This is a genomic window from Pinirhizobacter soli, assembly GCF_015905305.1.
Lineage (GTDB): Bacteria > Pseudomonadota > Gammaproteobacteria > Xanthomonadales > Rhodanobacteraceae > Pinirhizobacter > Pinirhizobacter soli.
The window spans coordinates 2,146,407-2,166,119 of the sequence record NZ_JADZLQ010000001.1; the positions used below are offsets into that span (position 1 = coordinate 2,146,407).

Below are 19,713 nucleotides of genomic sequence, written 5' to 3' on the forward strand. Positions count from 1 at the left end.
TGTCCAGGTAACTAAGAAACAAACCTGAAGACTCCTCAAAACCCCGCACCTTCCAAAGGTAGCGGGGTTTTTTGTTGCCACTCATTCACCGCCCCAAGCGGAGCAGACCATGAGCCACCCGAACCACACCACGCACGAAAACGACGGCGAGCCGGACGTAGGACGCGTGCGCATCTTCGACACCACCTTGCGCGACGGCGAACAGGCCCCGGGCTTCTCGATGGACCGGCGCGCCAAGATGCGCATGGCCCACGCCCTGGAGGAACTGGGCGTGGACGTGATGGAAGCGGGCTTCCCCGCAGCCTCGCCTGACGACTTTGCCGCCGTGGCGGAAGTGGCCAAAGCGATGAAGGCACCCACGGTCTGCGCCCTGGCGCGCTGCCAGCCAGGCGACATCGATGCCGCCGGCAAGGCGCTGGCGCAGGCCCGCCGCTCGCGTATCCATGTGTTCCTGTCCACCAGCCCCCTGCATCGCGAGCACAAGCTGGGCAAGACCAAGGCCGAGGTGGTCGATATCGCCATCGCCGCCATCAAGCGGGCGAAGGACCAGTGCCACGAGGTGGAGTTCTCGGCCGAGGATGCCCTGCGCACCGAGCATGACTACCTGGTGGAAGTGTTCAACGCCGCGGCCGACGCCGGCGCGATCGTGCTGAACGCACCGGACACCGTGGGCTACACCACCCCGGCCGAGATGGCCGAGCTCTTCACCTACCTGCAGGCGAACGTGCGCCGGCCGAAGGGCGTGATCTTCTCCGCCCATTGCCACGACGACCTGGGCCTGGCCGTGGCCAACTCGATGGCCGCCATCAGCGCCGGCGCCCGCCAGGTGGAATGCACCATCAACGGCATCGGCGAGCGTGCCGGCAACGCCGCCATGGAGGAAATCGTGATGGCGCTGCGCACCCGCGCGCCGTATTTCAAGGTCGATACCGGTATCGTCAGCGAGCGCCTGTATCCCACCTCGCGCCTGTTGGCCAACCTCACGCAGCAGCCGGTGCCACGCAACAAGGCGATCGTCGGCGACAACGCTTTCGCCCATGAGTCGGGCATCCATCAGCACGGCATGCTCAAGCATCGCGGCACCTACGAAATCATGCGCCCGGAGGATGTCGGCGCCAGCACCTCGCTGGTGCTCGGCAAGCACTCCGGCCGCCATGCACTGCGCCAGCGGCTGGCCGCGTTGGGCTTCGAACTGGACGAAGCAGCCATGGATGACGTGTTCGCCAACTTCAAGAAACTGGCCGACCGCAAGCGCGAAGTGGTGGATGCGGACCTGGTGGCACTGGCCGGCGGTGCGGATCCTGAGACGCAGGGCCCGTGGCGCATCCAGAACATGCATGCCAGCTCGCACGTGGGCGGCAGCGCCTCGGTCACGGTGCAGCTGCGCCACGACGACGGGCGCGAAGCCAGCGAAGCCGCCATCGGCGATGGTCCGGTCGACGCCATGCTGCGCGCCGTGCAGCGCGCCACCGGCCAGCCACTGGAGCTGGTGGACTTCCAGGTACGCGCCATCAGCCAGGGCGGCGACGCCCAGGGCCACGCCAGCCTTTCAGCCACGCACCTCGGACACGAGTACCGGGGCAACGGCGTAAGCACCGACATCGTCGAGGCCACCGCGCACGCGGTGCTGGCCATCGTCAACCGCATCGAACGCCAGGCGCCGCAAACGGCTGCCGTGGCCGCGCAACGCTGAACCAGGAGCACGACCCATGCAAGCCCCGTCCCTCATCTGGCACAACGGCAGCATCAAGCCCTTCGCCGAAGCCACGGTCCACGTCGGCGCCCACGCGCTGCACTACGGCTCGTCCGTGTTCGAAGGCATCCGCGTGTATGCCACGCCGGACGGCCCGCAGTATTTCCGCCTGCGTGACCACACCACGCGGCTGTTCCAGTCCGCCCGCGTGTACGACCTGGACCACGGCTACGACGCCCAGGCGATCGACCGCGCCTGCCGCGAGGTGATCGCCGCCAACGGACTGCAATCAGCCTACGTGCGGCCGATCGTCTATCGCAGCGGCTTCACCTTCGCCCTGGCGCCGCCGCTGGATACGGCGGTGGACGTGGCGATCATCGCCCTGCCCTGGGGCGCCTACCACGGCAGCGACGCGCTGGAGAAAGGCGTGGACGTGTGTGTTTCCTCGTGGAACCGCGCCGCGCCCAATACCTTCCCCAGCGGCGCCAAGGCCGCGGGCAATTACCTCAACAGCCAGCTGATCGCCCGCGAGGCCATCAGTGGCGGTTACGCCGAGGGCATCGCCCTGGGCACCGATGGCCTGTTGAGCGAGGGTGCCGGCGAGAATCTCTTCATCGTGCGCGGCGGCGTGATCCACACCCCGCCGGTGGCCGCCAGTATCCTGTGCGGCATCACCCGTGACAGTGTGCTCACCCTGGCCCGCGCCCGTGGCTACACCATCGTCGAGCAGCCGCTGCCGCGCGAATTCCTGTACTTCGCCGATGAAGTGTTCATGACCGGCACGGCTGCCGAGGTGACCGCCGTGCGTTCAGTGGACCGCAAGCGCGTCGGCGACGGCGTGCCTGGCCCGATCACGCGCCAGTTGCAGGACGATTTCTTCGGCCTGTTCGACGGACGCACCGAAGACCGATGGGGCTGGCTCACGCCCGTGCACGAAACCGCTGAAGCGAAGGTGGCCGCATGAGCGCCCGTACCCTGCTGGACAAACTCTGGGACGCCCACCAGGTGGTGGCCGAAACCGCCGCCACCCCGGGCGTGCTGTACGTCGACCTGCACCTTGTGCACGAAGTGACCTCACCCCAGGCCTTCGACGAACTGCGCTCGCGCGGGCTCACCGTGCGCCGCCGCGACCGCACGCTGGCCACGCTCGACCACTCCACGCCCACGCTTCCCGCAGGCGCCGACGGCCGCCGTCCGTACTACACGCCGGAAGCGGAAAGCCAGGTGGCCAAGCTCGAGGCGAACGTCGCGGAGTTCGGCATTGACCTGTTGGGTTGGGACAGTCCCGACCGCGGCATCGTCCACGTGGCGGGTCCCGAGGTGGGTGCCACCCATCCGGGCATGACCATCGTCTGCGGTGACAGCCATACCGCCACCCACGGCGCTTTCGGTTCGCTGGCCTTCGGCATCGGCACCACCGAGGTCGGCCACGTGCTGGCCACGCAGTGCCTGCTGCAGCGCAAGCCGAAATCCCTGGCCATCCACGTGGAGGGAACACTGCAGCGCGGCGTGACCGCCAAGGATCTGATCCTGCACATCATCGGCCGCATCGGCATTGGCGGCGGCACCGGCCACGTCATCGAATACCGCGGCTCGACCATTCGCGCGCTGTCGATGGAAGAGCGCATGACGGTCTGCAACATGTCGATCGAAGCCGGCGCCCGGGCAGGCCTCATCGCCCCCGACGACACCACCTTCGCCTGGCTGGAAGGCCGTGAACGCGCGCCGAAGGGCGCGGCCTGGGACCAGGCCGTGGCGCACTGGCGCACGTTGGGTTCCGACGAGGGCGCCAAGTACGACCAGGACGTCCATATCGACGCCAGCGCCATCACGCCCAGCGTCACCTATGGCACCCATCCGGGCATGGTGATGCCCATTGCCGCCAATGTGCCCAAGGCCGCCGACGCGCTGGAGCAGAAAGCGCTGGACTACATGCGTGTCACCCCCGGCAAGCCGATGGCCGGTGAGCACGTGGATGTCGTCTTCATCGGCAGCTGCACCAATGCGCGGCTGTCGGACCTGCACGCCGCCGCGGACATCCTGCGTGGACGCAAGGTAGCGGGCCACGTGCGCATGCTGGTGGTGCCAGGCTCGGAAAAAGTGCGCCGCGAAGCCGAGGCTGCCGGCCTGCACGAGGTATTCCGCGCCGCAGGCGCCGAATGGCGCGAACCGGGTTGCTCGATGTGCATCGCCATGAACGGCGACCTGGCCCAGCCGGGCCAGCTGGTGGTGAGCACGTCCAACCGCAACTTCGAAGGCCGACAGGGCAAGGGCGCACGTACCGTGCTCGCCAGCCCGCTGGTCGCCGCGGCGTCGGCTATTGCCGGCGTGGTGGCCGATCCCCGTGACTATCTCGACCAGGAGGCCGCCGCATGAGCAGCTCGCGACCGCTGGCCTACGTGCACTCCCGCACGGCGGTGCTGGCCAATGAGAACATCGACACCGACCGCATCATCCCGGCGCGCTTCCTGACCACCACCGAGCGCACGGGCCTGGGCAAACATGCTTTCGAAGACTGGCGCTACCTGGCCGATGGCTCGGACAACCCGGATTTCGCGCTGAACAAACCCGCGGCCCGCGGCTGCCAGATCATCGTGGCCGGCCACAACTTCGGTTGCGGCTCCTCGCGCGAGCATGCGCCCTGGGCCTTGCTGGACTACGGCATCACCGCGGTGATCTCCAGCGAGATCGCCGACATCTTCCGCGGCAACTCACTGAAGAACGGCCTGCTGGCCGTGGTGGTGAGCCCTGCCGAACACCGCTGGCTGCTGGAGCATCCGGGCACGGAACTGCGCATCGACGTTGCCGCCGGCAGCATCCGCCTGCCCGACGGCGGCGAGATCCGCTTCGAACTGGATGAATTCTCGCGCCACTGCCTGTTGAACGGCGTGGACCAGCTCGGCTTCCTGCTGCGGCAGGACAACGCCATTACCGCATTCGAAAAGAACCTGGAGCAGGCCGCATGAAGGCGACCATCGTGGTATTGCCCGGCGACGGCATCGGCCCGGAAGTGGCGGCTGCAGGCGTGGCTGTGCTCAAGGCCGTGGCCGAGCGCTACGGCCATGAATTCTCCTTCGACCAGCAGTTGATCGGCGGCGCCGCCATCGACGCCGTCGGCGATCCGCTTCCAGCCGCCACCCGTGCGGCTTGCGAGAAGGCCGACGCGGTGCTGCTGGGTGCCGTGGGCGGGCCCAAATGGTCCGACCCGAACGCGCCGGTGCGCCCCGAGCAGGGCCTGCTGGCGATCCGCAAGGCGCTGGGCGTATTCGCCAACGTGCGGCCGCTGAAACTGCATCCGCGCAGTGCGGCGCTGTCGCCACTGAAGCCTGAGAAGACCAAGGGCGTGGACCTGGTGTTTATCCGCGAACTCACCGGCGGCATCTATTTCGGTGCCAAGACGCGCTCGGACACCGACGCCACCGACGAGTGCCGCTATACCGTCGTGGAAATCGAGCGGGTGATGCGCCACGCCTTCGAACTGGCCCGCACGCGGCGCAGGAAGGTGACCTCGGTGGACAAGGCCAACGTGCTGGAAACTTCGCGCCTGTGGCGCTCGGTGGCCATACGCATCGGCCAGGAATACCCGGATGTTTCACTCGAGCACCAGCTGGTGGATTCGATGGCCATGCTGCTGCTGACGCGTCCTGCCGACTACGACGTGATCGTCACCGAGAACATGTTCGGCGACATCCTCACTGACGAAGGCGCGGTGCTTGCCGGTTCCCTGGGGCTGTTGCCCTCCGCTTCGCTGGGGGAAAAACCCTGCGGTCTGTACGAGCCGATCCATGGCTCGGCACCGGACATCGCAGGCTTAGGCCTGGCCAATCCACTGGGCACCATCCTGTCCACCGCGATGCTGCTGCGCCATTCGCTGAACCTGCCCACCGAGGCGGCGCTGGTGGAAGCGGCCGTCGACGCTGTGCTCGAGCACGGCAACCTCACCCGCGACGTCGGCGGCACGGCCAGCACGCAAGACGTGCTCGATGCCGTGCTCGATGCCTGCAACGCGAAAGCGGAGGCTGCATGAATACGAAGAAGATCCCCATCGCGCTGCGCAGCGACGCGATCAAGACCGGCCCCGACCGTGCACCGGCACGCGCCATGCTGCGCGCCACGGGCCTGGACGACGATGCCATCGCCCGTCCGATGGTGGCCATCGTGCATAGCTGGTCCAACGTCTCCCCCTGCAACCTCAACCTGCGCGATCTTGCCGAAGCCGCGGCCGAAGGCGTGCGTGCAGCCGGTGGCACCCCGGTGGAGTTCAACACCATTGCGGTGACCGACGGCATCGCCATGGGCACCTCGGGAATGCGTGCCTCGCTGGTGAGCCGCGAGCTGATCACCGACTCGATCGAACTTGCCGTGGACGGCCACTGCCTGGATGCGATGGTGGTGCTGTGCGGTTGCGACAAAACCATACCCGCTGCGGCGATGGCGCTGGCGCGGCTGAATATTCCTGGTGTGGCGCTCTACGGCGGCAGCATCGACCACGGCACCCTCAACGGCAAGTCGATCACCGTGCAGGAAGTGTTCGAAGCCGTCGGTGCGCATGGTGCGGGCAAGATCGACGATGCCGAGCTTGCCGACGTCGAGCGCCACGCCTGCCCTGGCGCCGGTGCCTGCGGTGGCCAGTTCACCGCCAACACCATGGCCATGGTGTTGACCACGCTGGGCCTCACACCCGTGGGCCTGAACGACATCGCCGCCACGGATCCTGCCAAGCGTGATGCGGCGCGCCGCTGCGGCGAACTTGCCATGGAAAACCTGATTGCCGGCCGCAAGCCACGCGACATCCTCACCCGCCCCGCCTTCGACAATGCCGCGCGCATGGTCGCCGCCACCGCCGGATCCACCAATGCGGTGCTGCACCTGCTGGCCATTGCCCACGAGGCGCGCGTGGCGCTGTCCATCGAAGACTTCGAACCGGCCTCGGTGCATACGCCGGTGATCGCCGACCTGAAACCCGGCGGCAAGTACAGCGCCGTGGAACTGACCGCCGCCGGTGGCACCGCCATCGTGGCGCAGGAACTGCGCAAGGCCGGCATGCTCAAGGACACCCCGACCGTCACCGGCCACACCCTGTTCGCCGACCTCGACGCCGCGCCCACGGCCACCACCGGCCAGGACGTGGTGCGCACGGTTGCCAACCCGCTCAAGCCGCGCGGTGGCTACAGCATCCTCTACGGCAACCTGTCGCCTGAAGGCTGCATCCTGAAACTCGCCGGCCACGGCCGCACCAGCCATGCGGGCCCCGCCCGCGTGTTCGAAAGCGAGGAGGAGGCGTTCGCCGCCGTGCAGGCGGGCAGGATCCGCGCCGGTGACGTGATGGTGATTCGCAACGAAGGCCCCGCCGGCGGCCCCGGCATGCGCGAAATGCTGGCCGTCACCGCGGCACTGGTCGGCCGCGGCCTGGGCAACGACGTGGCGCTGATCACCGATGGCCGCTTCAGCGGCGCCACGCACGGCTTCATGGTGGGCCACATCGCTCCGGAAGCAGCGCGTGGCGGACCCATCGCACTGCTGCGCGAGGGCGATGCGATCTTCATCGACGCCGGTACCCGCGAACTTCGCACCGACGCCGACCTCGCCGCACGCCGCGGCAGCTGGCGTCCGCCGGCACCGAAGGTCACCCGCGGCGCGCTGGCCAAGTTCGCCCGGCTGGTGGGTTCGGCCGCCGAAGGCGCCGTAACCACCGCCTTCGAAGACACCGAAGCGCCCGTACCCGCCAGCCGTCCCGCTCGCGACGAAGAACGCTTTACCCAGGCCTTGATCGGCAATTGAAGTCTCGCGGCACCCTAAGCCGCCCCTGCATGCATCTTCCGGAGAATGTAATGACCGACACGCAAGCCACCACCGCCCCTCTCGCCCGCGCACGCATCGCCGTGCTCGGCTACGGCAGCCAGGGCCGCGCGCACGCGCTGAACCTCAAGGACTCCGGCCTGGACGTCGTGGTGGGTCTGCGCCCCGGCGGCCCTTCGTGGAACCGCGCCTATGTCGACGGCTTCGCCGTGGCCGAGCCTGGCGAAGCGGTGCGCGGCGCGGACCTGGTGGCCGTGCTCACACCGGACATGGTGCAGCCGGACCTCTACCGCCACGCCATCGAGGCCAACATCAAGCCGGGCGCGGCCTTGCTGTTCGCCCACGGCTTCAACATCCATTTCGGCCAGATCAAACCCCGCGCGGATATCGACGTGATCCTGGTGGCGCCCAAGGGCCCGGGCGCGCTGGTGCGCCGTGAATACGAGATCGGCCGCGGCGTGCCGTGCCTCTTCGCCGTGCACCAGGATGCCACCGGCAAGGCAGCGGAGAAGGCCCAGTCGTATGCCGCGGGTATCGGCGGCGCGCGCGCCATGCTGATCGAAACCGACTTCAAGGAAGAAACCGAGACCGACCTCTTCGGCGAACAGGCCGTGCTTTGCGGCGGCGCCACGGAGCTGGTGATCAAGGGCTTTGAAACCCTCACCGAAGCCGGCTACCGCCCGGAAATCGCCTACTACGAGGTGATGCACGAGCTGAAGCTGATCGTCGACCTGTTCTACGAAGGCGGCATCAAGCGGATGCTGGAATTCGTCTCCGAAACCGCCCAGTACGGCGACTACACGCGCGGCCCTCGGGTGATCGACGCCAGCACCAAGGAGCGCATGAAGGAGGTATTGAAGGACATCCAGGACGGCACCTTCGCCAGGGAATGGACGGCCGAATACCAGGCTGGCCTTCCCAACTACAAGAGGTTCAAGCAGGCCGACCTTGATCATCCGATCGAGAAGGTCGGCGCGGCGCTCCGTGCCCGCATGCCGTGGCTGCAGGGTTCGAAAGATCCGACCCCGGCGGCACCCGCCCCGGCACCATGACGCACCCACGCCGGCGTGCTTGCACGCCGGCGCTTAGGGCGTTCGCCAGGAAGCACTGGATCTCCTTGACGAAAGCTTTCCCCAAAGGACTCATGTGAACGCGCAACTGGATACCCCCGGCGACATTAGCTCCAAGATCCATCCCCGCGCAGGGCAGGCACTGACCGGCGCCGATGTCGTGGTGCAGGTACTGGCCGACGAAGGCCTGGATGTACTGTTTGGTTATTCCGGCGGCGCCATCCTGCCGGTGTACGACGCGATCTTCCGTCACAACCTCGAGAACCTCCGTGCGGATGGCAGCGAGCCGCTGCCACTCATCGTCCCTGCCAACGAGCAGGGCGCGTGCTTCATGGCCGCAGGTTATGCGCGCGCCTCGGGCAAGGTGGGTGCGGCGCTCGTCACATCGGGCCCTGGCGCCACCAATGCAGTCACCCCGGTGCGCGACTGCACCGCCGACTCCATTCCGCTGGTGGTGATCAGCGGCCAGGTGCCCACCGCGTCCATCGGCACCGATGCTTTCCAGGAGGCGCCGATCAGCACCATCATGGGAGCCTGTGCCAAGCACGTGTTCCTGGTGACCGACGCCAGTGCGCTTGAGGCCACCTTGCGCACGGCGTTCTACATCGCCCGCAGCGGCCGCCCCGGCCCGGTAGTGGTGGATATTCCCAAGGACGTGCAAAACACCGTGGTTACCTTCGAAGGCGCCGGGGAGTTGCCGGTGCCCGGTTACCGCGCGCGCCTGCGCGCCATCGAGCAGACGCCGCTTAGCGATGCCCGCTGCGCGGAATTCTTCGCCGCGCTCAAGGCATCGAGCCGGCCGCTGATCTACGCCGGCGGCGGCATCATCACCGATGGGGCCCGCGATGCGTTGCGTGATTTCGCGCACAGCTTCGGCCTTCCCGTGACCACCACGCTGATGGGCATCGGTGGCTACGACACCACCGATCCGCTCGCCCTGCACATGCTGGGCATGCACGGCACGGCCTATGCCAACTATGCGGTGGACGATTGCGATTTCATCTTTGCGCTCGGCGCCCGTTTCGATGATCGCGTTGTTGGGGTACCCGACAAGTTCGCGCCGCTTGCCAGGACCATTGCCCAGATCGACATCGACCCAGCGGAGATCGGCAAGGTCAAACAGGCCGACTGGTTCCACACCGGCACCTTGCGTACGTCGCTCGAACGCCTGCGCGCATGGGGTATTGCCCATGGCTTCCAGGCGAACTATTCCGCCTGGCACGAACACATCGGGCAACTTAAGTCACGGCACCGCCTCGACTACGACCGGCAAAGCGCGCTGATCCAGCCCTACGCGGTGATCGAGGCGATCAACCGCATCACCCGGGGGCACGCCATCATCAGCACAGGCGTGGGCCAGCACCAGATGTGGTCGGCGCAGTACTTCGATTTCTGCGAACCCCGCCGCTGGCTGACCTCCGGATCGATGGGAACGATGGGCTTCGGCTTGCCCGCCGCCATCGGCGCGCAATTCGCGCGGCCGGACCTGGTGGTGATCGACGTCGACGGCGATGCATCGATCCGCATGAACCTGGGGGAGCTGGAAACCGTCACCACCTACAACCTGCCGGTGAAGGTGGTGGTGCTGAACAATGTCGGTGACGGCATGGTGCGGCAGTGGCAGAAACTCTTCTTCAAGGGAAGGTTCTCAGCTTCGGACAAAAGCCTGCACAAGAAGGATTTCGTCAAGGCCGCCGAGGCCGATGGCTTCGGCTGGGCGCAGCGCCTGGACGATCCGGCGGCCATCGAATCCACCATCGCGCAATTCCTCGCCTTCGAAGGCCCCGCCTTCCTTGAAGTGATGATCGATCCCGATGCCGGGGTGTACCCGATGGTCGGCCCAGGCGCCTGCTATGCCCAGATGGTTACTGGCGACTTCATCGCCAGCCGCGATGAAGTGCCTGCCGCACCGCTCCCCACTGTCGCCAGTCCCACGGGAATGTTTTGAGCATGAGGCACCTGATTTCGATCCTGCTGCAAAATGAAGCCGGCGCACTGGCGCGCGTGGCGGGCCTCTTCGCCGCGCGCGGCTACAACATCGAATCGCTCACCGTGGCGGCCACCGGCGATGAGGAAGCCTCGCGGCTTTCACTGGTGGTGTATGGCGACGACGCCGTGGTGGAGCAGATCGTCAAGCAGTCGCGCAAGCTGGTGGATGTGATCAGCATCGAGGAGCTCACCACCCGCCAGCACGTGGAGCGCGAGCTGGTCGTCGTGCGCTTCGCAGCCTCGGGCTTGGCCTGGGCCAACAGCCATGCCCGCGTGCTTTCCAGCGGCAGCGATCAGTGCGTGGCCGAATTCAGCGGGCATGCCGACGATGTGGACGAGTTCCTTACCCAGTTGGCTATCCGGGCCACGGTGCACGATGTGGCACGCAGCGGGTTGGCCGCGCTCGCTTCCTAGGATTTTTTTCCGACAGTTAGGCTGCCGCGGCCGGACGATTCCTGGTCGCGGCGGTTTGCACGTATGCGTAGGGTTGGGTTTCCCGAATCAGCCTATGGGTCCCAATGCATGCTTTCATCAACTGTTCCCGGCGTCGACACTTCGCCCTGCATCCTGACTCAGATGGGCACCTTGTCAGGGTTAGCCGACGAAATCCCAAGCATCCAGGGCAGCGATCGTTCCCAGCCGCATACGGTGTCGATGGAAGCCGTCACCAATGTACCCAGCCCGTTGCTCCGGAAAGCGGTGGCCGCGATCGTGGGGGACAAGCCCGATGACATAGCCGATCGCATAGCCGGCGAACTTGCCGGGGCGCACGTGTCCCCCCAGGAGCTGGACACCCTGCTTTGCCGTGCCACGAGCCGCGATGCCTGGACCAACGTTGCACGCTATGCGCTACGCGATGGTTTTCCTTCAGGCCTGGTGACGCTCGCGCTTAATCTCTGGGGCTTCGAGGGTTTCGCCCAGCTTACTGGCAGTACCGCCGCAGCGGCCGCCCTGTATGGCGCCAGCCTCGGTTCGGCGATCGTCGTGCTCGATGAAGTGTTCCGGCACATGTTCGAAGGCATGACATACACGCCGGCAGAGCTGGCCTCGCCAGTGCCCATGGTCCCGTACCTCACTGCCACGACCCTTCCCTTGACGTTCCGCAACTTCGTGCGCGCACTCACCCATGTGTCCCTGGTGCTGGCCGGCAGGCCGGACCTCGTGGCCAATGTCGACAATGGCATCGAAATCGCAGGCGGCATGCTTGCCACCATAACCACGGGCCATGCCATGGAGCGGCTTTCCCTTCCCGGGGAGCTCGAACGCCAGTGCGGGATATTGATGCGTGATGACATGGTTTCCGTCATCGGGCAACTTCGCGAGGGACGCGCAGCCCACACAGGCCGCCTTGCACGGCAGGCTGGATGGGCGGCGCTATGCGCCGTGGTGGATTTACCGGCAGGCCTGCGCAAGCTCGCTACGCCGGTTGGGGTCGTCACGGTGGCAACGCTCGCCGCATTCGTGCCCGCGGCAGTGTCCGCCATGGCCGCCACCCAGGACGCCATTCATGACGACACCCCCGGAATCCCGGAGGCTGGCGCGCAACTGGCGCGCGTGGGCGTGTTGTTTTCCGCCTATCTCCTGCTTGCGGGGGGCACCCGCTATGCCGCGCCGGCCTTTGGCAAGGTTGGCGCCGCCCTGAATCGTGTGGGAAGCGCCTGCCTGACTGCAGCATCACGAACGGCTTCCAATCACTTCACACCGAATCCGGGATGGTTCGGACTTCCCCACCTGAGGAATTCCCCATGCCCAACAATCCCATGAACCCCCAGCCACCCATCGCTGAACCCGGCAAGGAACGTCCCGACGGCGACATTCGGGAGCCCGGCCACTACAAGCCCGAGCACGACGCTGACCCGGACGTCGGCGATCAAGAAGTTGATGAAGATGAGATCTAACGCTTAACCGTGACATCGCGCGGCGCTAGACTCATGCCGATGAGTCCGCCGCGCAAACCGCGCCGTCGCTTAGCGACCGCCGCCACCAGGAAAACCTCGGTCCGCAAGCCGCGAGCCGTCGCGGCTCCAATTCCTGCACGCCCCGCGGACGCGACCGCGGGGGCGTCGAAGGTAGTCGACTGGCTGCTTGCGCGCCTGCCGCCTGCGTGGCGTGGCAAGGCCCGGGACTATCTGGTACTGACCCGGATGGACCGGCCGATCGGCGCGCTGCTATTGCTTTGGCCCACTTGGTGGGCGCTCTGGATCGCCGCCGGAGACTTCCCGCCGTTCGGCCCCTGGGTGATCTTTACCCTGGGCGTGTTCTTCATGCGCGCGGCGGGCTGCGCCATCAACGACTTCGCCGATCGCAAGCTCGATCCGCATGTGGCGCGCACTGCCGGCCGGCCGCTGGCATCGGGACGGATAACGCCGCGCGAAGCGCTGGCCGTGTTCGGCGTACTGCTGCTGGCCTCGTTCGTGCTGGTGCTGTTCACCAACCGGCTTACCATCTACCTGTCGTTTGCCGGCGCCGCATTGGCGGCGATTTACCCCTTCACCAAGCGCTACACCAACCTGCCTCAGGTGGTGCTGGGCGCTGCCTTCGGCTGGTCGATCCCGATGGCCTTCGCCGCGGTGTCCAATACGGTGCCGCCGGTTGCGTGGCTGTTGTTCCTGGCCAACATCGTGTGGTCGACGATGTACGACACCCAATACGCCATGGTCGACCGCGAGGACGACATGAAGATGGGCGCGAAATCCACCGCCATCCTGTTCGGCGATGCGGACCTGGCCATCCTGTGGGTCCTGATGGGCACCTTCGTGCTGGCCATGGTGATGGTGGGCACGCGCGCCTCGCTAGGCTGGCCGTACTGGCTGTCGATCGTTGTCACGTGCGGCCTGTTCGGGTGGCAGCAGTGGCTCACCCGCGGGCGCGAACGCATGGCGTGCCTGGCGGCCTTCCGACACAACAACTGGGTGGGCCTGGCGTTGTGGGTGGGCATCGTGCTGGCACTGGCCCTGAAGTAACCCATCAGGCACGCGCCAGCGCCCAGGCATCGACGGTCGTTGCACCGCCGGCAAGCAAGGCCCGTGTACAGGCTTCCATGGTGGCGCCGGTGGTCATGACGTCATCGAGGATGGCCACGTGTGGTGGCACCAAGCCTGTGACGGAGAACGCGTCGCGCAGGTTGCCGCGCCGCGCCTGGGCATCGAGTTCGGTCTGGGCCGTGGTTCGCCGCGAGCGCCGCAAGCAACTAAGCAGGGGCAGTCCAAGGTGCCGTGCCAGCGGCCGCGCCAGTTCCAGTGCCTGGTTATAGCCACGCGTCCGAAGCCGGGAACGATGCAGGGGTACCGGCATGATCGCGTCGGGCAACTGCCGCGGCGGCTCGGCGGCGCACCACATCCAGGCCAGTACCTTTCCACAGGCTTGGTCGCCATGGAACTTGAACCGCGCCTCCAGTAGATCCAGCGGCCATGCATAGCGGAACGGTACCCAGGCGCCGGACCAGGGGGGCGGCTGGCGGACACAGTCGCTGCATAGCGACAGGCCGGGCGGGAGCGGCAGGCCGCAATGTTGGCAGGCGTGGTGGTTGTTACCCATGTCGGCCAGGCACGCCATGCAAAGGTCCATGCCGTCACCCGGTGCATGGCAAAGCAGGCAGCGGGCAGGAATCAGGCGATCCAAGGCCGCTGTAAACCTTCTTCTGATTAGTTTGGTTGACACAATGGAATGTCCTTTCCACACTTCGCCTTTCCCCATTCCGGAGCCGCCGATGCCTGCCACCCTCCGCCACGACTGGTCCCGCGAGGAAATCCAGGCGTTGTTCGATCTCCCCTTCGGCGAGCTGCTGCACCGCGCCCATAGCGTTCACCGCGAGCATCACGACCCGCAGGCAGTGCAGGTATCCACGCTGCTGTCGATCAAGACCGGTGGGTGCCCGGAGGACTGCGCCTATTGTCCGCAGGCCCAGCGTTACGACACGGGGGTGAAGTCCGAAAAGCTGATGAGCGTGGATGCCGTGGTGGCGCGGGCGAAAGCCGCCCGCGATGCCGGCGCCAGCCGCTTCTGCATGGGCGCCGCCTGGCGTGCGCCGAAGGATCGCGACGTGGAGAAGGTGGCGCAGATCGTCACCGCGGTGAAGGCGCTGGGACTTGAGACCTGCGCCACGCTGGGCATGCTCACCGGCCCGCAAGCGTCCGCACTGAAGGATGCAGGGCTGGATTACTACAACCACAACCTGGACACCGCGCCGGAGTTCTACGGCCAGATCATCCACACGCGCGACTACCAGGACCGCCTGGATACGCTCACCCATGTGCGCGATGCGGGCCTGCGCACCTGTTGCGGCGGCATCGTCGGCATGGGCGAATCGCCCGACGGCCGGTCCGGCTTGCTGCAGGCGCTGGCCAATCTGCCCCAGCACCCTGAGTCGGTGCCGATCAACCAGCTGGTGCGGGTCCCGGGGACGCCGCTGGCCGATGCCGCGCCGCTGGATCCGTTCGACTTCGTGCGCACCATCGCGGTGGCGCGGATCCTGATGCCGGTCTCGATGGTGCGTCTGTCGGCCGGGCGCCAGCAAATGGATGACGCCGTGCAGGCGCTTTGTTTCCACGCCGGGGCGAATTCGATCTTCTATGGCGAGAAACTGCTGACCACCGGCAACCCGGATGTCGAACACGACCGCCAGCTATTCAGGCGGCTGGGTATCCACGCGATGGAAATCGCCGCCGATACCGGCACCGTGCACGCCGACATCATCGAGCCTTGCGCCGCGTGAGGCCCTCGCTGCTGGCCGCATTGGCGGCGGCGGCCAGCAAGCGGGAAGCTGATGGCCTGTACCGGCGCCTGCGCACGGTCGATGCCGGCGACGGGCGGCACGCCACGGTCGACGGCCGTCGTTACCTGGTATTCGGTAGCAACGACTACCTGGGGCTGGCCCATCACCCGGATGTGGTCGCCGCGCTCGGTCGCGCGGTCCAGGCAGGGTCCGGCGCCGCGCACCTGGTCAACGGGCACACGCGTGAACACTCAGCGCTGGAGGAAGCCCTGGCTGCCTGGACGGGACGCGAGAAATCCTTGCTGTTTTCCACTGGAATGATGGCCAACGCCGGCTTGATGCAGGTATTGCTGGGGTCGGTGGCCGGATCGATATCAATCCAGGACCGCCTGAACCACGCCAGTTTGATCGACGGTGCGCGCGCCGCAGGCGCCGAGCTTCGGCGTTATCCCCATGGCGATGCCGACGGCGCGGCACGACAACTGGCCCTGCGTCCCGGCCATGCGGCACTGGTGTCCACCGACGGTGTGTTCAGCATGGACGGCGACATCGCACCGCTGGCGACACTTGCCGGCATTTGCCGCCGCGAAGGCGCGTTGCTGCATGTCGACGACGCACATGGCCTGGGCGTGATCGGGCAACAAGGCGCCGGCAGCGTGGTCGCGGCGAACCTCGGCATGGCCGATGTTCCGGTGCTGATGGGCACGCTGGGCAAGGCGCTGGGCACCTCAGGCGCGTTCGTGGCCGGCAGCTCCAGCCTGGTCGAAGGGCTCGTGCAGTTCGCGCGCAGCTATATCTACACCACGGCCATGCCCCCGGCGCTGGCCGCCGCCAGCCGGGTCGCGGTCGGCCTGGCCCAGGCCGCCGACGATCGCCGTGCCAGGCTTGCGAGCCTCGTTGCGCGATTTCGCGCCGGCGCCGGCCAGTTGGGCCTGGCGCTGCTGCCATCATCCACGCCGATCCAGCCGCTGATCCTGGGCGAAGCGGGCATAGCCTGCGCCGTGGCCGCGGCGCTCGCGGCGGAGGGCATCCTGGCCACGGCCATTCGGCCACCCACTGTGCCCGTGGGCAAGGCCCGGCTGCGCCTGACTTTTTCGGCCCTTCATGAGCCTTCGGACATCGATCGCCTGCTTGAGGCCCTGGACCGGGCGGTACCGGAGACGGTGCGGGACCGCGCGGTACAATAGGCGGTCATGTCCACGCTCAATATCTCCGCTTACAAGTTCGTCGGCATCGACGATGCGCCGGCCCTGCGCGAGCGCCTGCTCGAACAATGCACGGCGCTGGCACTCATGGGCACGATCCTGGTCGCCCCGGAAGGCATCAACCTGTTCCTGGCCGCCCCCCGCGGTGCTATCGATGCGTTCATGGACTTCCTGCGCGCCGATCCGCGCTTCGCTGACATCACGCCCAAGGAAAGCCATTCGGAGCTGCCACCCTTCCGGCGGATGCGCGTGCGCCTGAAGAAAGAAATCATCACCATGCGCCACCCGCTGGTGCGGCCTGAGCTTTCTCGTGCGCCCTCGGTGCCCCCCGCAACGCTCGCCCGCTGGCTCGATACCGGGTGCGACGACGAAGGGCGCGAAGTGGTGATGCTCGATACCCGCAACGATTTCGAAGTGGACCAGGGCACGTTCACCCATGTGGTCGACTATCGACTGGCAAGCTTCGGCGATTTCCCCGAAGCCGTGGCCGCCGATCGCGAGCGTTTCGCCGGCAAGACGGTCGTATCGTTCTGCACCGGCGGCATCCGCTGTGAGAAAGCTGCCATCCACATGCAGGATATCGGCATCGACCATGTCTACCAGCTCGAAGGCGGCATCCTGAAGTATTTCGAGGAAGTGGGCGGCGCGCATTTCCACGGCGAGTGTTTCGTCTTCGACGACCGCATCGCGCTGGATCCATCGCTCCGTCCGGCAGCCAAGGCGTGAACAAGCTTTCCATCGATGTCCAGGGCCGAGGACCGACGCCGCTGGTGATGTTGCACGGATGGGCGATGCACGGCGGTGTGTTCGATCCCCTTGTCGAGCGTTTGCGCGACCGCTTCACGATGTACCTGGTGGATCTCCCCGGCCACGGCCGCTCCCGTATGTCCGCGTTGCCGCTTGAACCGCTGGCGATTGCACGCACCGTGGCATCGGCCACGCCACCGGCAGCGTGGCTGGGCTGGTCGCTGGGCGGCCTGGTGGCGCTGACTGCCGCGCTTGACCTGCCTGGGCGCGTGAGCGCGTTGGTCATGGTGGACGCTACGCCGCGCTTCGTGCGCGCCGACGACTGGCCGGACGGCAGCGACCGGAAACTCGTGAGCCAGCTGGCCAGCGACCTGGCGGGCGACTACCACGCCACGCTTGAGCGGTTCATCGCCCTGGAGGCCATGGGTAGCGGCGATCCGCGTGGCGAGGCCCGGCACATGCGAGAACTTGTTTTCTCGCGCGGCGAACCTGATGCCCGCGTGCTGATGGAAGGCATCGCCCTGCTCGAAAACACGGACCTGCGCGGGCGGCTGCCAACGCTCAAGACCCCCAGTCTCTGGCTTGCCGGCCACCGCGACCGCGTGGTCCATCCTGCCGCCATGCAGGCGTCCGCGGCACTGTGCAACGGCAGCTTCATCGATATTCCCCACGCGGGGCATGCTCCCTTCATCGGCCATGCCGATGTCGTTGCCTCGGCCATCACGACCTTCATCGACACCTTGCCATGAGCGACTTCCACTTCGACCACCGCCAGGTGCAGCGCAGCTTCTCGCGTGCGGCGGCAACCTATGAAGAGCACGATGTATTGCAGCGCGAGGTACAGCAGGGCCTGCTCGAGCGGCTGGAATTCTTCACCGAAACACCTGAGCGCATCGTCGATGTCGGCGCGGGCACCGGTCGTGGCACGGCGCTGCTGAAGAAGGCCTATGGCAAGGCCCAGGTGGTGGCGATCGACCTGTCGTTGCCGATGCTGCGGCAGGCGAAATCGCACTCCGGATGGCTCAAGCCCTTCGGTCGCGTCTGCGCCGATGCCTACGCCCTGCCGGTGCATGATCGCAGCGTCGACCTGCTGCATTCGAACCTGTGCTTCCAGTGGTGCGAGGATCTTCCGCGCCTTTTCACCGAATGCGTGCGCGTGGTGCGTCCCGGCGGCTTCTTCGCCTTTACCACCTTCGGCCCCGACACCCTGAAAGAGTTGCGCCAGGCCTGGGCCGAAAGCGACGGGCAACCTCACGTGGCCCGCTTCCTGGACATGCACGACATCGGCGATGCGATGCTTTCGGCCGGGTTCAAGGATCCGGTGCTCAGCGTCGAGCGCTACACCCTGACCTATGCCGACCCTACCGGGCTGATGAAGGACCTCAAGGGCCTGGGAGCCACCAACGCCGACGCGTCACGCCAGCGCGGCCTCACCGGCAAGGGGCACTATCGCCGCATGCTCGAGCGTTACGAGGCCTTGCGCGTGGATGGCCGCGTGCCGGCCACCTGGGAAGTGGTCACGGCGCACGCCTGGGGAGCTCCCGACGGCCAGGCCCGGGCCAGCGCCGGCGGCGAAGTGGCCAGTTTCCCGATCGACAAGCTCCGTGGTTCGCGGCGGCCGCGCGGATAAGGTCCTGGATGAAAACAGCTTCATCTCCACCGCCCCAAGGCAGGAGTAGCATCCAGCTTGCTCGGGGGAGCGATGGAGGAAGTCATGAAACGAATCAGTCTTGTCATTGCACTTGCGCTTTCCAGTGTGGGCATGGCCGCCACGGCAGGCGAGGAGCCCACGCCGCTTCCCGGCCAGGAAAAGGCCGCCGCGATGAATCAGCAGCCCTGCCCCGATGGGCTCGAACGCATGCTTCCGGGCAACTACTACTTCTGCGAGGGCGTTCGCTCGTTCTGGGACGGTAACCGGAACGCGGCGCTCTACAACCTTCAGGAAGCGGCTTCCTGGGGCAGCAAGCGCGCGCAGTATGCGCTGGGCGTGGCCTACTTCAACGGTGACCAGCTGCCGAAGAACCGCCCGCTGGGACTGGCGTGGCTAACGCTTGCCGCCGAACGCAAGACAGCCGTCTACGCCGCCACGCAACACTCGGCGATCGAGCAATCCACCGAGGCCGAGCGCCAGCAAGGCTGGCAGGAAATGCAGAAGTTGAAGGTGAAGTACGCCGACTCCGTCGCCCTTGAGCGGGCGAAGACGCGCCTGCACCGCGAGCTGCGCCACATGTCCGCCGGGTCCCCCGGCAACACCTACACGTATTACGCCAACGTGTGGAATATCTACGCCGACTACGACAACTCCGACCTCGTCGCAGAACTTGGCCCACAGGACTTCGGGCACGCGTTGCCATTCCCGATCGACCTGCGCGGCAACGCTTTCAACAACCGATACAACGCGCCGTCTTATAGTGGCTATCGCTCGTACAGCCCAGCAAGCGCACCTGCACGTCCGGCTGCCGCGGCGCCCGCCGCCAGCAAGGGACGCTAAGCCTC

General features: G+C 66.6%; 19 protein-coding genes. 18 read left to right on the top strand and 1 reads right to left on the bottom strand.

Features of this window, described 5'->3' with window-relative positions:
* The first annotated feature begins 109 nt into the window (after positions 1–109).
* From NDK18_RS09555 to ubiA, 12 genes are all read left to right on the top strand, one after another.
* Positions 110–1,693 carry a 2-isopropylmalate synthase gene (locus NDK18_RS09555; protein WP_250624504.1) on the top strand — a complete coding sequence of 528 codons (1,584 nt, stop codon included), beginning with the start codon at positions 110–112 and terminating at the stop codon, positions 1,691–1,693.
* Between the two features lie 16 nt (positions 1,694–1,709).
* Entirely contained in the window at positions 1,710–2,657 is a 948-nt protein-coding gene (locus NDK18_RS09560) for a branched-chain amino acid transaminase (RefSeq protein WP_250627607.1), read from the top strand.
* The gene (gene leuC, locus NDK18_RS09565) at positions 2,654–4,069 is read left to right on the top strand and encodes a 3-isopropylmalate dehydratase large subunit (protein WP_250624502.1); all 1,416 of its coding nucleotides are present in this window, start codon (positions 2,654–2,656) and stop codon (positions 4,067–4,069) included. The genes NDK18_RS09560 and leuC overlap by 4 nt, the downstream gene beginning before the upstream one ends.
* On the top strand, positions 4,066–4,659 hold the full coding sequence (gene leuD / locus NDK18_RS09570; RefSeq protein WP_250627608.1) for a 3-isopropylmalate dehydratase small subunit: 594 nt from the start codon (positions 4,066–4,068) through the stop codon (positions 4,657–4,659). Before leuC ends, leuD begins: the two co-directional genes overlap by 4 nt.
* Positions 4,656–5,720, top strand: coding sequence for a 3-isopropylmalate dehydrogenase (leuB, locus tag NDK18_RS09575; protein WP_250624500.1), 1,065 nt, complete (start codon positions 4,656–4,658; stop codon positions 5,718–5,720). The genes leuD and leuB overlap by 4 nt, the downstream gene beginning before the upstream one ends.
* A gap of 23 nt (positions 5,721–5,743) precedes the next feature.
* On the top strand, positions 5,744–7,474 hold the full coding sequence (gene ilvD, locus NDK18_RS09580; protein ID WP_250627672.1) for a dihydroxy-acid dehydratase: 1,731 nt from the start codon (positions 5,744–5,746) through the stop codon (positions 7,472–7,474).
* Positions 7,475–7,524: 50 nt separating this feature from the next.
* Positions 7,525–8,544: a ketol-acid reductoisomerase gene (gene ilvC / locus NDK18_RS09585; RefSeq protein ID WP_250624499.1), complete on the top strand. Its 1,020-nt coding sequence runs from the start codon at positions 7,525–7,527 to the stop codon at positions 8,542–8,544.
* A 94-nt stretch (positions 8,545–8,638) separates the two neighbouring features.
* On the top strand, positions 8,639–10,510 hold the full coding sequence (gene ilvB / locus NDK18_RS09590; RefSeq protein WP_250627609.1) for a biosynthetic-type acetolactate synthase large subunit: 1,872 nt from the start codon (positions 8,639–8,641) through the stop codon (positions 10,508–10,510).
* Positions 10,511–10,512: 2 nt separating this feature from the next.
* Positions 10,513–10,965, top strand: coding sequence for an acetolactate synthase small subunit (gene ilvN, locus NDK18_RS09595; protein WP_250624497.1), 453 nt, complete (start codon positions 10,513–10,515; stop codon positions 10,963–10,965).
* Positions 10,966–11,073: 108 nt separating this feature from the next.
* Positions 11,074–12,315, top strand: coding sequence for a hypothetical protein (locus tag NDK18_RS09600; RefSeq protein WP_250627610.1), 1,242 nt, complete (start codon positions 11,074–11,076; stop codon positions 12,313–12,315).
* Positions 12,297–12,449 (top strand): hypothetical protein, encoded by a 153-nt coding sequence (locus NDK18_RS09605; protein WP_250624495.1) that lies wholly within the window; start codon positions 12,297–12,299, stop codon positions 12,447–12,449. The genes NDK18_RS09600 and NDK18_RS09605 overlap by 19 nt, the downstream gene beginning before the upstream one ends.
* Positions 12,450–12,482: 33 nt before the next feature.
* Positions 12,483–13,514, top strand: coding sequence for a 4-hydroxybenzoate octaprenyltransferase (gene ubiA, locus NDK18_RS09610; protein WP_425502741.1), 1,032 nt, complete (start codon positions 12,483–12,485; stop codon positions 13,512–13,514).
* 4 nt (positions 13,515–13,518) lie between these two features.
* Here ubiA and NDK18_RS09615 read toward each other — a convergent pair whose 3' ends face one another.
* Positions 13,519–14,172 carry a ComF family protein gene (locus NDK18_RS09615; protein WP_250627612.1) on the bottom strand — a complete coding sequence of 218 codons (654 nt, stop codon included), beginning with the start codon at positions 14,170–14,172 and terminating at the stop codon, positions 13,519–13,521.
* 88 nt (positions 14,173–14,260) lie between these two features.
* Between NDK18_RS09615 and bioB the strand changes: the two genes are divergently transcribed.
* The 6 genes from bioB (at position 14,261) to NDK18_RS09645 (ending at position 19,708) form a co-directional block, all read left to right on the top strand.
* Positions 14,261–15,265 (top strand): biotin synthase BioB, encoded by a 1,005-nt coding sequence (bioB, locus tag NDK18_RS09620; RefSeq protein ID WP_250627613.1) that lies wholly within the window; start codon positions 14,261–14,263, stop codon positions 15,263–15,265.
* Positions 15,262–16,452, top strand: a complete 1,191-nt coding sequence (locus NDK18_RS09625; RefSeq protein ID WP_425502742.1) for an aminotransferase class I/II-fold pyridoxal phosphate-dependent enzyme — start codon at positions 15,262–15,264, stop codon at positions 16,450–16,452. The genes bioB and NDK18_RS09625 overlap by 4 nt, the downstream gene beginning before the upstream one ends.
* A gap of 6 nt (positions 16,453–16,458) precedes the next feature.
* Entirely contained in the window at positions 16,459–17,196 is a 738-nt protein-coding gene (locus tag NDK18_RS09630) for a sulfurtransferase (RefSeq protein ID WP_250627615.1), read from the top strand.
* Between the two features lie 47 nt (positions 17,197–17,243).
* Positions 17,244–17,966 carry a pimeloyl-ACP methyl ester esterase BioH gene (gene bioH, locus NDK18_RS09635; RefSeq protein ID WP_250627673.1) on the top strand — a complete coding sequence of 241 codons (723 nt, stop codon included), beginning with the start codon at positions 17,244–17,246 and terminating at the stop codon, positions 17,964–17,966.
* Positions 17,963–18,847, top strand: a complete 885-nt coding sequence (bioC, locus tag NDK18_RS09640; protein WP_250624489.1) for a malonyl-ACP O-methyltransferase BioC — start codon at positions 17,963–17,965, stop codon at positions 18,845–18,847. The genes bioH and bioC overlap by 4 nt, the downstream gene beginning before the upstream one ends.
* Before the next feature lie 84 nt (positions 18,848–18,931).
* On the top strand, positions 18,932–19,708 hold the full coding sequence (locus NDK18_RS09645) for an SEL1-like repeat protein (RefSeq protein WP_250624488.1): 777 nt from the start codon (positions 18,932–18,934) through the stop codon (positions 19,706–19,708).
* Positions 19,709–19,713 lie beyond the last annotated feature (5 nt).

Excerpts from the sequence above, each read along its gene's own strand:
- NDK18_RS09555 (WP_250624504.1), top strand. The coding sequence starts at position 110 with ATGAGCCACCCGAACCACACCACGCACGAAAACGACGGCGAGCCGGAC.
- NDK18_RS09560 (WP_250627607.1), top strand. The coding sequence starts at position 1,710 with ATGCAAGCCCCGTCCCTCATCTGGCACAACGGCAGCATCAAGCCCTTC.
- leuC (WP_250624502.1), top strand. The coding sequence starts at position 2,654 with ATGAGCGCCCGTACCCTGCTGGACAAACTCTGGGACGCCCACCAGGTG.
- leuD (WP_250627608.1), top strand. The coding sequence starts at position 4,066 with ATGAGCAGCTCGCGACCGCTGGCCTACGTGCACTCCCGCACGGCGGTG.
- leuB (WP_250624500.1), top strand. The coding sequence starts at position 4,656 with ATGAAGGCGACCATCGTGGTATTGCCCGGCGACGGCATCGGCCCGGAA.
- ilvC (WP_250624499.1), top strand. The coding sequence starts at position 7,525 with ATGACCGACACGCAAGCCACCACCGCCCCTCTCGCCCGCGCACGCATC.
- ilvN (WP_250624497.1), top strand. The coding sequence starts at position 10,513 with ATGAGGCACCTGATTTCGATCCTGCTGCAAAATGAAGCCGGCGCACTG.
- NDK18_RS09600 (WP_250627610.1), top strand. The coding sequence starts at position 11,074 with ATGCTTTCATCAACTGTTCCCGGCGTCGACACTTCGCCCTGCATCCTG.
- NDK18_RS09605 (WP_250624495.1), top strand. The coding sequence starts at position 12,297 with ATGCCCAACAATCCCATGAACCCCCAGCCACCCATCGCTGAACCCGGC.
- ubiA (WP_425502741.1), top strand. The coding sequence starts at position 12,483 with ATGCCGATGAGTCCGCCGCGCAAACCGCGCCGTCGCTTAGCGACCGCC.
- bioB (WP_250627613.1), top strand. The coding sequence starts at position 14,261 with ATGCCTGCCACCCTCCGCCACGACTGGTCCCGCGAGGAAATCCAGGCG.
- NDK18_RS09630 (WP_250627615.1), top strand. The coding sequence starts at position 16,459 with ATGTCCACGCTCAATATCTCCGCTTACAAGTTCGTCGGCATCGACGAT.
- bioH (WP_250627673.1), top strand. The coding sequence starts at position 17,244 with ATGTTGCACGGATGGGCGATGCACGGCGGTGTGTTCGATCCCCTTGTC.
- bioC (WP_250624489.1), top strand. The coding sequence starts at position 17,963 with ATGAGCGACTTCCACTTCGACCACCGCCAGGTGCAGCGCAGCTTCTCG.
- NDK18_RS09645 (WP_250624488.1), top strand. The coding sequence starts at position 18,932 with ATGAAACGAATCAGTCTTGTCATTGCACTTGCGCTTTCCAGTGTGGGC.